The following is a 14284-nucleotide window of genomic DNA, read 5'->3' on the forward strand; positions in this document are numbered from 1 at the left end:
CGCGACCATAGGGATTATAGCCGAATGCTAAAGCTCTTTTGCATGAGATTACAATTATTGATTTTACGGAATTACTTTTTAAATATCATATCTTTTAAGATTTATGATGTCAATACCGTTCTTTTATGGATAAAAAAGAGGAATACCGTCTTAGCAGACGAGCATTCCCTTGGCAACTGCATCGGCTTTTTCTTTGCCGTTCAGCAATTCGGCAAGCTTGAGGGCAAATGGAATCGTGGTCGCCGGGCCTCTGGAAGTAATGATGTTTCCATCTACGACAACATTTTCATTTGCAGTGACATCCGCTCCTGTTAAATGTTCTTCAACCCCAGGATAGCAGGTCGCTTTTTTCCCGCTGACAAGCCCCGTTTTTCCGAGCGTCATCGTTGCGGCGCAGATAGCGGCGACATATTTTCCTGCATCCGCCGCTTCTGTCAGCGTCTTGTGCAAAGCTTGGTGTTCCAGCATTTTTTTGCTGCCTACATTTCCGCCCGGAAGAATCAGCATATCCGCTTTTTGAAAATCAGCATCCTCAAACATGACGTCTGCCTCGACGACAATGTCATGCCCGCCTTTCACGCTGCGCGATGGATCAAGCGAGACGGTGACGGTCTCGACTTCAGCTCTCCGTAAAATATCAATCGTTGCTATCGCTTCGATTTCTTCAAATCCGCCGATTAAAAAAACATACGCTTTCTTCATGAAAAAAACCTCCTTCGTCTCTACCGTTCATTCTAACTGCGGCAAAGACATTTCCGCAACTGATGAAGTAGACAAATTGAGACACCCGTCTCGTTTTGTCTCTTGTTTTGGAAGGATGTTCGTCTGAAAAGAGCTTCATGTTCGCGTCGGAGAGCTGGCACGATTTTTGCATCATAACGTGTGAGTAAAAAAAAGACAGGAGGTTTTTTCATATGGAAGAGGCACTGACAAAGGAAAAGGCGGTATGGATGTATCAAAAAATGCTGGAAATCCGCTATTTCGAAGATCGGGTTCATCAGCTGTTTGCTAAAGGGATACTGCCGGGTTTTGTCCATCTTTACGCCGGGGAAGAAGCGGTCGCTGCGGGCGTCTGCGCCCATCTGAATGATGAAGACACCATCACGAGCACACATCGCGGCCATGGGCACTGCATTGCAAAAGGGTGCGACTTGAAAGGGATGATGGCCGAGATATACGGGAAATCTGCAGGACTTTGCAAAGGAAAAGGCGGATCGATGCATATCGCAGACTTTGACAAAGGGATGCTAGGCGCAAACGGAATCGTCGGCGGGGGATTTCCCTTGGCCTGCGGAGCTGCCCTCACTGCAAAGTATAAAAAGACTAAAAATGTAAGCGTTTGCTTTTTTGGCGACGGCGCCAACAACCAGGGGACGTTTCACGAAGGGATCAACCTTGCCGCCATCTGGAAGCTCCCTGTCATATTTGTCGCCGAAAACAACGGGTATGGCGAAGCGACGCCGTTTTCCTATGCGTCAAGCTGCGAGTCGATCGCAGATCGTGCGGCCGCCTACGGGATTCCGGGCATTCGCGTGGATGGAAAAGATGCAGCCGCGGTTTTCCAGGCTGCGGGCCGGGCGATAGAGCGTGCCAAAAACGGTGAAGGACCGACGCTTATTGAGTGTATGACATACCGGAACTACGGCCATTTTGAAGGAGATGCCCAGCGCTACAAAACAAATGACGAAAAAGCGGTGCATCAGGAAGAAAAAGATGCCATTGCCGTGTTCAAAAGCGAATTGCTGGCAAAAGGGCTGATGAGTGAAGAAGAGCAGTCACGGATTGAAAAAGAAGTTGAAGAAGCGGTCGAGCAAGCGGTCGCATTCAGCGAAAAAAGCGCTTATCCGGAAGAAACCGAACTGCTGACAGATGTATATGTATCCTATTAATTCATGAAGGGGGAAGGAAACATGACGAGGGAAATCAGCATGTCAGCCGCATTGAATGAAGCGATCAAACTTGCGATGAGAAAGGACGATCACGTCATTTTAATGGGGGAAGATGTCGCAGGAGGAGCGAATGTCGATCATCTGCAGGATGATGAAGCATGGGGCGGTGTACTTGGCGTCACGAAAGGGATTGTTCAGGAATTTGGACGGGAGCGCGTCCTTGATACGCCGATCAGTGAAGCGGGGTACATCGGCGCAGCCATGGCGGCGGCTTCAACAGGTTTAAGGCCGATCGCGGAATTGATGTTTAACGATTTTATCGGCACGTGTCTGGACCAGGTGCTGAACCAGGGAGCGAAGTTCCGCTACATGTTTGGCGGAAAAGCGGAAGTTCCGATTACGATCCGGACGACCCACGGCGCCGGCTTTAGGGCAGCCGCCCAGCATTCGCAAAGCTTGTATGCCCTATTTACAAGCATTCCCGGCTTGAAAGTGATTGTGCCGTCGACCCCGTACGATGCGAAAGGCTTATTGCTCGCTGCGATTGAGGATCAGGACCCGGTTATCTTTTTTGAAGACAAAACGCTGTACAACATGACAGGCTATGTGCCGGAAGAATATTACACGCTTCCGATCGGAAAAGCCGATATCAAGCGGGAAGGCGCTGATGTAACGATTGTCGCAGTCGGCAAACAGGTTCATACGGCGCTTCAAGCGGCGGAACAGCTCTCACTGCAGGGAATCGAAGCCGAAGTCCTTGATCCGAGGAGTCTTTCACCGCTTGATGAGGAGGCCGTCCTTGCATCTGTTGAAAAAACAAACAGACTTGTGATCGTCGATGAAGCCAATCCGAGATGCAGCATCGCCGCGGATATCGCATCATTGGCGGCAGATAAAGGATTTGATTCGCTTGATGCACCGGTTAAAAAGGTAACGGCTCCACATACGCCGGTTCCATTTTCACCGCCTCTTGAAGACCTGTATTTGCCGACGCCGGAAAAAGTGGTGAACACCGTGCTGGAGATGCTCGGAGAAATCTCAACACATACGGTATAAAGATTGGAAAGGAGAGGAGAACATGGCTGTCGAGGTTGTCATGCCGAAATTGGGAATGGCGATGAAAGAAGGTACGGTTTCCGTCTGGAATAAAAAAGTCGGTGAAGCCGTTGAAAAAGGAGAAAGCATTGCCAGCATCAATTCCGAAAAAATCGAAATGGAAATCGAATCTCCGGCAAACGGAACCGTGTTGGACATCAAAGTGTCCGAAGGAGAGGGAGTGCCGCCGGGAACGGTCATCTGCCAGATCGGGAATGAAAACGAACAAACGCCGGAAAGTCAAACAAAACAGCCGGATTCCCCGAAAGAACGGATTAAAATTTCTCCGGCTGCACGCAAAATCGCGCAAAGCGCAAATATAGACATCAAAACGCTGAAAGGCACGGGGCCCGGAGGGAGAATTACGAAAGCGGATGTGCTGCAGGCGCTTCCCGACAGGCCGAACAAGCAGGCGGATAAGGCTGAAGATCGCCCGCCGGCAAGCCCGATGAGGAAAACGATTGCCGCAAGAATGACGGAAAGCCTGCAAAACAGCGCCCAGCTGACAATTACGATGAAGGCGGACATCACGAAATTAACAGCCCTGCAAAAACAGCTTAATGAAACAGCTCAATCCAGGTATGATACAAAGCTGACGATCACTGATTTTGCCGCCAGGGCAGCTGTTTTTTCGCTTTTGGATCATCCGGCTATGAACAGCGTTTATCAAGACGGAAGGCTTGCGACCTTTGAGCATGTTCATTTAGGAGTGGCGGCCGCTTTGGACGAAGGCCTGGCCGTTCCCGTCATCCGTCATGCCGAGCGGCTCCCGCTGATCGAACTGGCCAAGAAAATCAAATGGTACGCCAAAAAAGCGCGGGAAGGTAGGCTTCTGCACGACGAAATAGAAGGATCGACATTTACGATTACAAATCTCGGCGCATATGGTGTCGAGCACTTTACGCCGATCTTAAATCCGCCAGAAACCGGGATACTTGGAATCGGCCAAATGTATTCGGCCCCCGTCTATCAAGACGGAGAACTGACAAAGGGCGCCATTCTGCCGCTCAGTCTGACTTTTGATCACCGCGCGCTTGATGGTGCGCCTGCTGCAGCATTCCTTTCAGATGTAAAAAAATATTTGGAAGATCCTGCATCGATTCTTTTATAGAGAGAAGGTGGATAGACTGTGACACTCGCGATTATAGGAGGGGGACCTGCGGGTTACGTGGCGGCAATAACAGCCGCCAAGAATAGCAGAGAAGTCATCCTGATTGAAGATGGCCCCCTTGGAGGGACGTGTTTAAATGAAGGGTGCATACCGACAAAAGCGCTTCTTGAGAGCGCCGATATGTTCGAGAAAGTAAAGTCCGCCGGTGCATTCGGCATCGGGCTGGCAGGCGAAAGCCCGACGGTTCAGTGGGAGGCCGTCCAGAGCCGTAAGAGAGAGATTATTCAGCGGCTCGCCGGGGGTATTAAATATTTGATGAATAAAAACAAAATCAAGGTGCTGCAAGGAAAAGCATCGTTCTTGTCGGAACACGACATACTTGTTGAAAAGGACGGAAAGCAGGAGGTCATCAATGCCGGGCATGTGATTATAGCGGCAGGAGCGGAACCTGCCGCACTGCCTTTAGCGTCTTTTGACGGGAGCTGGATCATCGACAGCGGAGATGCCATGTCATTGCCATCCATTCCTGAAACAATTTTTATTATCGGAGGAGGAATCATCGGTTGTGAATTTGCCAGTATATACAGCAGGTTGGGAGCAAACGTAGTGATAGCCGAGCAAGCGGAACAGATTTTGCCTGAGGAAGATCCGGATATTGCCGCCTTTCTGCACACAAGTCTCGAAGAGTCCGGCGTCCGTGTTTTCACATCTGTACAAGTGGAGCGTCTTGATCCTGCCCGGCAGCGCGTCTTTCTGAAAAATGGCGATGACAGCTTTAATATTCAAGCGGATCGATGTCTGGTCGCCGTCGGCCGAAAACCGAGAACTGCTGATCTGAAGCTTGAGCATATCGGAGTCCGATATGACAGGAAAGGGATTCAAGTCAACCAGCATATGCAGACAAACATTCCGCATATTTATGCGTGCGGGGATATCACAGGCGGAGTTCAGCTGGCGCATGCCGCCTTTCACGAAGGAATCGTCGCCGCATCCCATGCCTCGGGCAAAGACATGAAGGTCAACAGTGAAATCATTCCGCGTTGCATCTATACCTCGCCTGAGATCGCAAGCGTCGGCTTAAATGAAAAAAAGGCGAGGGAGCGCTACGGGGATGTTCGTATCGGTGAGTTTCCGTTTTCTTCAAACGGAAAAGCACTTATTTTAAATGAGGCTGCCGGAAAGGTCAAAATCATCACAGAGCCGGAGTATCAGGAAATTGTCGGGGTTTCGATCGTGGGTCCGGGAGCAACCGAACTGATCGGCCAGGCAGCCGTGATGATGCACGCTGAGCTGACGGCAGACGCAATGGAGCACTTCATCGCGGCCCATCCGACTCTTTCGGAAACGATTCACGAAGCTTTGCTGCAAGTCGCAGGCCAGGCGGTTCATTGCTGAATAATGGAAAACTTCGCACAGCAGGTAAGTGCGGAGTTTTTTTTATCGATATTGAAAGCGCTTTTATAATATAATGAGGAAAAAGCATTAGGAGAGGATGGAATGAATCCGACGCCCTGCTATTTAAATACGTGGAAACGTTTTGTTCAGGAGGGGCTCCTTGACCAGGCCCGCTTGAACAAAAGAGTCATGGAATCATGGTACCGCTGCAAAAGCCGAAATGTAAATCCGTATTTAGATAAAGGACAGTCAATTTTAAAAAAGGATTTATTCAACGCTCAAAAAAAGAAACATTCGTTATTCCTCGATATCGCCCTGCCTTATTTACACAATATCAGCCGTGAATTAAAAGAGTCGGAAATGATGGCGCTCTTGATCGATGCCGACGGGTACGTATTGAGTTTGGCCGGATGCCTGAGGACGCTTGAAGAGGCGAAAAAAATCAATTTTGTTGAGGGTGTGCGCTGGACGGAAACAGAAGTCGGCACGAACGCCATCGGAACCGCACTTGAAATCGGCGAAGCTGTCACCATTCACGGGACCGAGCATTTTTCGGTGGCATCCCATCATTGGAGCTGTTCTGCTGCACCGATTCGCGATGAAGACGGCACCGTTATGGGTTTGATTGATATTTCCTGTCTCACGGATAGAAGGCATCCCTTTATGCTTGGGATGGCTGCTACTGCCGCACACGCCATCGAGCGCGAGGTCAGCGTACACACGAAAAAAAACGAAGCCGAGCTCATCAGCCATTGTCTTGAAAAAATCGATTCGGATCAGCCGTTTATTGTCTGCAATGAAAAAGACAAAATCGTAGCTGCGAGCAGACCGGTGCGGGAACGTTTTTCCGACTGGAGGAGAATGGATGTTAATGATCTGTATGAGCGCGGGTTTGCCGGCGTGCACAAGCAGACGATTTTCTCCGCAAAAGACGGGAGGCCCCTCGGAAAGTCGATGGCACTGGCTGAAGTCTCCCGCAAAAAAACAGCTCCATCACTCGCATCCGGTTTCATCTATCCAGGAGAAACAGGAACAAGCCGGGCGTTTCAGCAGGCGCTTAACGACATGAGGCTTGCGGCTCAGACTGATGCGAATGTATACATATGGGGGGAGACAGGCTCCGGAAAGGAACTTGCCGCAAGGGCCATTCATCAGGCAAGCGCCCGGAGAAACGGGCCTTTTATCGCCGTCAACTGCGGCGCCATTCCTGAAAGCCTGATGGAGAGCGAATTGTTCGGCTATGCCGAAGGTGCATTTACAGGAGCAAAGCGCCGCGGTTCAAAAGGGAAGTTTGAACAGGCTCACCGCGGTACGATTTTTCTCGATGAAATCGGTGAGATCCCTTATCAGATGCAAGTGGCGCTCTTAAGGATCATCGAAGAGCGGAAGGTCACTCCGATCGGCGGAACCCGTGAAGTTCCCCTCGACATCAGAATCATCACAGCAACACACCGTGATCTGAAAGATCTTCTCCAAAAAGGAAAGATACGTGAAGATCTGTATTACCGCCTTCATGTTTATCCGGTAAAAGTACCGCCGCTCAGAGAGCGCAAAGAGGACATACCTGATTTGTTCCGCCACTATCAGAAGCAACACGGGTGGAAGGCCGATTTTCCGCCGATTTTTTTCAATCGGCTTCAAGAATATCACTGGCCGGGAAACGTCCGTGAGCTCTTTAATACGTTTGAAAGGCTCAGGGTTTTATTTCCGGACGGCGGGCTGATCGCCCCGTCCCAATACAGCGCGGTGCTGGACGGACTCCATTGGAAAAGCGGCGCGCCTTCTGAAGAAGACCGGCTCACATTCAGAGAACGTGTTCAAAAACAAACGATGATGGAAGCTTTGCAAAAAACGAAAGGAAATGTGTCCGAAGCGGCTAAGCAGGCCGGAATTCCAAGAAGCACATTTTACAAGCGGCTTCGAAAGTATAACCTTTAACCTCTCGGCGCCCAAAGCATGACGCTGACACCGGCTAAACAGATCACGGCCCCGGCCCAATCATAGAGGTCGGGGGTTTTTTTGTCCACCAGCCAACCCCAAAGCACAGCCAGAATAATAAATACGCCCCCGTACGCGGCATAGACGCGCCCGAACGATGGAAACGCCTGAAAAGCCGGGATTATGCCGTAAATGATTAAAGTCAGCCCTCCGGCTACCCCGTACCACAGCGGTTTGGCTTCCCTCAGCCACAGCCATACGAGATAGCCCCCGCCGATTTCAGCCAAGCCCGCCAGCAAAAATAAACCGATTGCGATCAGCATCAACAACACACTCCAATTCAGTGAATTGCCTTTATTCTACACGACATAAAACGGCCGGGAAAGTTCCCGTTTTTCGGGAAAATAAACAGAACGCGAGTATAGGAACTGTCTTTCCCGAACCTGTTGGAACGGCTCCTTCAGCATGATATAAGTAAATTGTAAACGCTTATAAGGGGGCTTTAAAAATGGATAAAACGTATTCGATTGTCATTGCAGGCGGAGGAAGCACATTTACCCCGGGGATTGTATTGATGCTCTTGGACAATTTGGATGATTTCCCGATCCGACAGCTGAAATTGTATGACAATGATGGGGAGCGGCAAGACAAGATAGCCGGCGCCTGTGAAGTGTTGGTTCGAGAAAGGGCTCCGCACATTCAATTTTTAGCGACAACCGATCCGGAAGAGGCGTTTTCCGATGTTGATTTTGTCATGGCTCATATCAGAGTGGGCAAATATGCGATGCGCGAGCTCGATGAAAAGATCCCTCTGAAATACGGAGTCGTCGGCCAGGAGACGTGCGGACCCGGAGGGATTGCGTACGGAATGAGGTCGATTGGCGGCGTCCTTGAGCTCATTGATTATATGGAAACTTATTCACCTGATGCGTGGATGCTGAACTATTCAAACCCGGCTGCAATCGTTGCCGAAGCGACGAGAAGGCTGCGGCCGACATCAAAAGTGCTGAACATTTGCGATATGCCGATCGGTATCGAAGACAGGATGGCTCAAATTCTCGGGCTGTCATCACGAAAAGAGATGGTCGTCCGTTATTACGGTCTTAATCATTTTGGCTGGTGGACATCAATTTGTGATAAAAACGGCAATGATCTGATGCCGGCGATCAAGGAGCACGTCGGGAAGTTCGGCTATATTCCTGAACACGAACATGAAAAGGCTGAGGCCAGCTGGAACGACACGTTCAAAAAAGCGAGGGAAGTATATGAACTCGATCCTGAGACGCTTCCAAATACGTATTTGCAATATTATTTTTATCCCGATGACATGGTGAAAAAATCAAACCCTGAATTCACGCGGGCGAACGAAGTAATGGAAGGGCGGGAAAAATTCATTTTCGGCGAGTGTGAAAAAATCGCAAAAGCCCAATCCAGCGCCGGCAGCAAAATCAAAATTGATGATCATGCTTCATATATTGTCGACCTTGCGCGCGCCCTTGCTTTTAATACCGGTGAACGGATGCTGTTAATTGTTGAAAATAACGGAGCGATCCAAAACTTCGATTCATCGGCGATGGTTGAGGTGCCTTGCATTGTCGGCAAAAACGGTCCGGAGCCGATCACAATCGGCAAGATACCGCAGTTCCAAAAAGGGCTGATGGAACAGCAGGTGTCTGTTGAAAAGCTTGTCGTTGAAGCCTGGATTGAAAAATCGTATCAAAAGCTTTGGCAGGCTCTGATTTTGTCGCGCACCGTGCCGAATGCAAGAACAGCCAAACTGATTCTCGATGATCTGATTGAAGCGAACAAAGCATATTGGCCGGAGCTCTCCGCGGAACATCTTCAGCCGTCGCTTTAAGGATAAAAGCGCCTGGGCTCCTGAGCCATACCGGCCAGCCCAGGCATATCTCCCATTTATTCTCGTATTTTATATAATAGAGACAGAGAATAAATGGGGTGAAAATGATGCAGTTGGAAGAATTAATGAACAAGCATTATAAAAAATTGAACGAAAACGACTTTCATGTTTTGAAATATATTTTGAACCATCAAGACACTTGCTACAAGCTGGGCATCAACGAATTAGCAAAGAAATGCAACGTATCCCGCACATCGATTTTAAGGCTTTCTCAAAAATTGGATTTCAGCGGGTACAGTGAGTTCAGGGTGTTTCTGAAATGGGAGGCCGAGAAACGGGAAGAAGAGCGGGAAGATTGCCGTTCCTTTGAATGCCTCATGAGGGATATGGAAGCAAGCATGAAGTATTTGAAAAATACGGATTTGCGCAAGATGTGTCAGCTCATTGACGAAGCAGACCGCATTTTTGTCTATGGTTCAGGTACCGCTCAGACCACGTGCGCTTATGAGCTGCAGCGAATGTTTGTTTCTCAGCACCGTTATTTGACGGTGATCAAAGATCAAATCGATTTCGACCTCATGTTTCCTGATTTTAGCCCGGCCGATCTGATCATCATCATTTCGCTGTCAGGAGAAACCCCGTCGCTGATTCCGCAGGCACAGTCTCTGTCGGCAAAAGGCATTCCTTTTATCTCTTTGACTAATTTGAAAAATAATCTGCTCGCCCAGCTCACGCCTTACAATCTCTATGCGCCGAGCCAGACGGTGACGGTTTATCCAAAAACGGAGCTGACAGCTTTTGCGCCCTTTTTTCTCGTTGGGGAAGCGCTGTTTCGCAGCTATGTCGACTATGCTGAAGAAAAGAAAAATCAGGAATAACAGGGGGGATTCGCATTGATGCAAAAAGTACAGCGATTCGGAAGCGCCATGTTTGTGCCGGTTTTGCTATTTGCCTTTGCCGGGATCGTCGTGGGCCTCAGCACATTATTTAAAAATGAGCAGCTGATGGGAGCGCTTGCCCGTCAGGACACCTTTTGGTATCAATTCTGGTATATCCTTGAAGAAGGCGGCTGGACTGTCTTCAGGCAAATGCCGCTGCTGTTTGCGGTCGGAATTCCGATCGCACTGGCGAAAAAAGCGCAGGCGAGGGCATGTTTGGAAGCGCTTACTACCTATCTGACCTTCAATTATTTTGTCAGCGCCATTTTGACAGTATGGGGCGATTTTTTCGGTGTTGATATGACACAGGAAGCCGGAGGAACAAGCGGACTTGCGGAAATCGCCGGCATCAAAACCCTTGATACGAACATTATCGGGGCGATTCTGATTTCATCGATTGTCGTTTATATCCACAATCGCTACTTTGATAAGAAGCTGCCCGATTTTTTAGGAATATTTCAAGGCTCTTCATTTGTCGTTATCATTTCATTTGCGATCATGCTTCCGGTAGCGCTTGCGACCGCGTGGATTTGGCCGATGGTGCAGGGCGGCATTGCGTCGCTGCAAAGCTTCCTTGTCGCCTCAGGAGCATTCGGTGTATGGGTTTACACATTTTTGGAAAGAATTTTGATCCCTACAGGCCTGCATCACTTCATCTACACGCCATTTGTTTTCGGCCCGGCCGTAGTTGAAGGCGGAATTGTCACCTATTGGGCGCAGCATCTCAGCGAGTTCTCGGCAAGCTCTGAGCCGTTGAAAGAGCTCTTTCCTCAAGGCGGATTCGCGCTCCACGGAAACTCTAAAATCTTCGGAATTCTGGGGATTGCGCTCGCGATCTATGTAACAGCCAAAAAAGAAAAGAAGAAAATCGTTGCCGGTCTGCTGATTCCGATCACGCTGACAGCGGTGATTGCGGGGATCACGGAGCCGATCGAATTTACGTTTTTGTTCATTTCGCCGCTGCTGTTTTTCGTACACAGTCTCTTGGCCGCGACGATGGCAACCTTGATGTATGCTGCAGGGGTTGTCGGAAATATGGGCGGCGGTTTAATCGAGATTTTAACGCTCAACTGGATCCCTCTGTTTCATCAGCATGGCAGCACTTATATTTTTCAAATTTTGATCGGCTTGTCTTTCACCGCCATTTACTTCTTCGTATTCAGGTTCTTGATTGTAAAATTGGATATCGCCACACCGGGGCGTGAAAAAGACCAGCAGCAGGAGACCAAATTTTATTCGAAAAAAGAATACAAGGCGAAAAAAGAGTCCGAAAAAGAGGTTTCTGCTGCGCAGGAAATGGATGAAACCGATCAGGCGGTTCTTTGCATCAAAGCGCTCGGCGGAAAAGAAAACATAGCTGAAGTGACGAATTGTGCGACAAGACTGAGAGTCAGCGTGTATGATGAATCGAAAGTGGAGCCGGACAGTACGTTTAAGTCCTTTGGCGTTCACGGTGTCGTCAGAAACGGGAAAGCCTTGCAAATTATCATCGGTCTTTCGGTTCCGCAAGTCCGTGAAAGGGTTGAGAAGCTGCTGGATCAATCATAATTGTGCCGGGGAAAATAGCATCTCCTGAAACGACAAATGCAAGTTGCGGAGACTTGCATGTACGATTGGGGGATGCTCTTTTGATGCAGAGACAAGCTAACGCTTCACAGGTTATCCGCATTAGCTCGCTGCATGCCAATTCCCGTTTATTATCTTTTTTTGCAGTTCAGCACGTAAATTTCATTCTTCAGCTGTTCAGATGTTTTAATGACGACTTTTTCGCTGCCCTGAAAATCCAATATGCCGTCGTATCTTTCGATGACTTCGTCAATATGTTTGAAGTGGCGGACATGGGCGCGAGAATCATAGTTAGGCACAGAAATCACCATATCGCTCCCTTGAGGAAGACTTGATAAAAACGCCTTGTCTTTCTCGATATGCTCTAACACTTCCAGCAAAACAAAAACATTGTATTTTTGCAGCATCCGGACGATCGCCTCGTCATATACATTCCCTTCGATGAAAGTAAACGAGGGATTATACCTTTTGGCTTCTTCAAGCATTCCTTTGGAAAAATCGATGCCTAAATATTTTCTGTATCCTTTGTCATATAAAAGCTTTGCGAATCTCCCTGTGCCGCAGCCAATATCAACAATCGTTTCATCTTTGGATTCCGGCAATAGACGTGCAGCTTCTTCATACACCTTTTTCCAAGGACTTTTTTCAAGCGGAATCAGATGTCGGTCAATAAATTGATCATAAAACTCAGCGGGCATTTCCGTTCCCATGTTTTTCACCTCGAAATCTTTTAAATCATCAGTAATAGAAATATATGTCCGAAAAGAAAATGCGTGCGGGAACAATCCCGCCGGATAAGAAAAATGGATCCATTCATCACCGTTTCCGCTGCTCCAAAAAATCTATTATCGCGTCTGCTATTTCTTGTGCGCGCGCATGATAGGTATGCCGCGAATGAACGAGACGGTAGCCGTTGTCTGTGATACGCTGCCTTTCTTTTTCGTTTTGAAGATAGTATTTTGCTTTATCATAAAAGTCTTCAACTTCACAAGCAATGAAATGGGTGCCGTCTTTAAAACCAAGATCGTAAATATCTTGATTTGGTTCCGCCAGCAACAACGTTCTGCAGGCAGGAGCTTCAAAAAATTTCAACAACGGGTAGCGAAGGGTGCTTCCGCACGTGAAAAATATCTTGGCCCTGTTCAGTTCCTGGGCATACTTTTCATTCAAAAAAGCCTGCTTGATTTCTTCTTCATCAGTTATGACATTGCCGGGATGGGGGTGGTGAACAAACCCTTCTTCATGCTTCATGGTCTGCAGTACAGCTTCCCTAAAAAGGTATTTTCCTTTTGGGGGGTATCTTTTGTTTCCTTCATGCACGAGTCCCATGAGCAAATAGTCTATCGTTTTTTTCAACTTCCAGTCCTTGAATATTTCTGGATCAACTGCCCATGGAACCCATCTGAATTTTTCTTCATACTGGGGATATTCATTTAAAAAATGCTCTTTTGTCACTGAAAAAATTAAATCAATTTGGTTTTCTTCGAAATAGCTGCTTCTGATCTGTTGATTAAAATGAGAATCGATCACAAACGCGCCGGTGGGGATGTTTGTATCCTTGAGCCCCCTTATGTTTGGGGATAATGAGAAGCCGTAGGCAATGTCGTAGTGGAAAATGAAATCAGGGCGAAATTGGATTTTGTCCAAAATATCCGGAAGATAGCCGTCTGTATGCCAGTACATGACTTCGGCAAACTCCTCCAGAGATTTCATCATTTTATACTTTACTTCATGTTTGGGCATGGTCTTCCAAAACGTTTTAATCAGAACTAATATTTTCAAGCATCTCCGCATTTCTTTCTCCTCTCAGGAAGTAATCTTTCCCTATTTAATATATGAGGATTAAAAATTGATGTTCAGGCAAGCATGAAAAAGGCGGGGATCTGAAAAATATGCGGAATAAAACGGCAAAACAAAAAGGCGATGCACCTGAGATGCACGCCTTTTTTAATGATTTTCCCGTTCATTGGCGCCGTCCGGATCGATCCATTCCTGCGACCATTTTTCCATTCCTTTAAGGACCGATTCGAGCGCCTGTCCTTTTTCAGTCAGGGAGTATTCGATCCGTACCGGAGTTTCTGGATACACGTGCCGGTGGATGATGCCTTCGTGTTCGAGTTCTTTTAATCTTTCGGATAACAGCCTTCCGCTGATGGGAAGGGAAGATTCTATATGGCAAAACCGCTGCGGGCCGTTAAGAAGCTGGTGAATGATGAATCCATTCCAGCGCTGACTTATCATTTTCATTCCTTTTTCGAATTTCGGACATAAAGATGATAGGCTCATATTTCTCACCTCTCTAGGTCTATTATAACGGTATATCAATGAATGAGCAAAGCTCATAAAATGTCTTGACGTAAGTTTCTTATTTATATATACTAACTTACACAAAGTAAGTAACGAACGAAAAAAGGAGGACACTGCAGACTTCTTATGCGGATGATATGTTGATAGATGGATAAAGTTGGTGTACGTCATTGGTCTTTTAAATAAA

At 47.8% G+C, this 14284-nt stretch carries 13 protein-coding genes; 8 read left to right on the plus strand and 5 right to left on the minus strand.

The window, feature by feature from the left end:
- Window positions 1–150: 150 nt before the first annotated feature.
- Window positions 151–702, minus strand: coding sequence for a DJ-1 family glyoxalase III (locus CP943_RS04755; RefSeq protein WP_016886252.1), 552 nt, complete (start codon window positions 700–702; stop codon window positions 151–153).
- 212 nt (window positions 703–914) lie between these two features.
- Between CP943_RS04755 and CP943_RS04760 the strand changes: the two genes are divergently transcribed.
- From CP943_RS04760 to CP943_RS04780, 5 genes are all read left to right on the plus strand, one after another.
- Window positions 915–1889 carry a thiamine pyrophosphate-dependent dehydrogenase E1 component subunit alpha gene (locus CP943_RS04760; protein ID WP_016886251.1) on the plus strand — a complete coding sequence of 325 codons (975 nt, stop codon included), beginning with the start codon at window positions 915–917 and terminating at the stop codon, window positions 1887–1889.
- Window positions 1890–1910: 21 nt separating this feature from the next.
- A complete protein-coding gene (locus CP943_RS04765; protein WP_035339180.1) occupies window positions 1911–2945 on the plus strand; it encodes an alpha-ketoacid dehydrogenase subunit beta in 1035 nt (344 codons plus the stop codon).
- Between the two features lie 22 nt (window positions 2946–2967).
- Window positions 2968–4095: a dihydrolipoamide acetyltransferase family protein gene (locus CP943_RS04770; RefSeq protein WP_079289350.1), complete on the plus strand. Its 1128-nt coding sequence runs from the start codon at window positions 2968–2970 to the stop codon at window positions 4093–4095.
- An 18-nt stretch (window positions 4096–4113) separates the two neighbouring features.
- A complete protein-coding gene (gene lpdA, locus CP943_RS04775) occupies window positions 4114–5490 on the plus strand; it encodes a dihydrolipoyl dehydrogenase (protein WP_105980817.1) in 1377 nt (458 codons plus the stop codon).
- A 102-nt stretch (window positions 5491–5592) separates the two neighbouring features.
- Window positions 5593–7428 carry a sigma-54-dependent Fis family transcriptional regulator gene (locus CP943_RS04780; protein ID WP_105980818.1) on the plus strand — a complete coding sequence of 612 codons (1836 nt, stop codon included), beginning with the start codon at window positions 5593–5595 and terminating at the stop codon, window positions 7426–7428.
- On the opposite strand, the gene CP943_RS04785 is transcribed toward CP943_RS04780, so the two are convergent.
- Window positions 7425–7754: a YnfA family protein gene (locus CP943_RS04785; RefSeq protein ID WP_161513128.1), complete on the minus strand. Its 330-nt coding sequence runs from the start codon at window positions 7752–7754 to the stop codon at window positions 7425–7427. The two genes, CP943_RS04780 and CP943_RS04785, sit on opposite strands and share 4 nt — an antisense overlap.
- A 182-nt stretch (window positions 7755–7936) precedes the next feature.
- On the opposite strand from CP943_RS04785, the gene glvA reads away from it, so the two are divergent.
- From glvA to CP943_RS04800, 3 genes are all read left to right on the plus strand, one after another.
- On the plus strand, window positions 7937–9286 hold the full coding sequence (gene glvA, locus CP943_RS04790; RefSeq protein WP_020450600.1) for a maltose-6'-phosphate glucosidase: 1350 nt from the start codon (window positions 7937–7939) through the stop codon (window positions 9284–9286).
- Between the two features lie 107 nt (window positions 9287–9393).
- Complete coding sequence (locus CP943_RS04795) at window positions 9394–10164, plus strand: MurR/RpiR family transcriptional regulator (protein WP_020450601.1); 771 nt, start codon at window positions 9394–9396, stop codon at window positions 10162–10164.
- A 15-nt stretch (window positions 10165–10179) separates the two neighbouring features.
- Complete coding sequence (locus tag CP943_RS04800; RefSeq protein ID WP_025810194.1) at window positions 10180–11772, plus strand: alpha-glucoside-specific PTS transporter subunit IIBC; 1593 nt, start codon at window positions 10180–10182, stop codon at window positions 11770–11772.
- Window positions 11773–11921: 149 nt separating this feature from the next.
- Here CP943_RS04800 and CP943_RS04805 read toward each other — a convergent pair whose 3' ends face one another.
- From CP943_RS04805 to CP943_RS04815, 3 genes are all read right to left on the minus strand, one after another.
- Window positions 11922–12500: a class I SAM-dependent methyltransferase gene (locus CP943_RS04805; protein ID WP_026580631.1), complete on the minus strand. Its 579-nt coding sequence runs from the start codon at window positions 12498–12500 to the stop codon at window positions 11922–11924.
- A 106-nt stretch (window positions 12501–12606) separates the two neighbouring features.
- Complete coding sequence (locus CP943_RS04810; RefSeq protein ID WP_023855896.1) at window positions 12607–13584, minus strand: glycosyltransferase family protein; 978 nt, start codon at window positions 13582–13584, stop codon at window positions 12607–12609.
- 153 nt (window positions 13585–13737) lie between these two features.
- A complete protein-coding gene (locus CP943_RS04815) occupies window positions 13738–14076 on the minus strand; it encodes a winged helix-turn-helix transcriptional regulator (protein ID WP_020450605.1) in 339 nt (112 codons plus the stop codon).
- Window positions 14077–14284 lie beyond the last annotated feature (208 nt).

It is taken from the genome of Bacillus paralicheniformis (assembly GCF_002993925.1).
GTDB lineage: Bacteria > Bacillota > Bacilli > Bacillales > Bacillaceae > Bacillus > Bacillus paralicheniformis.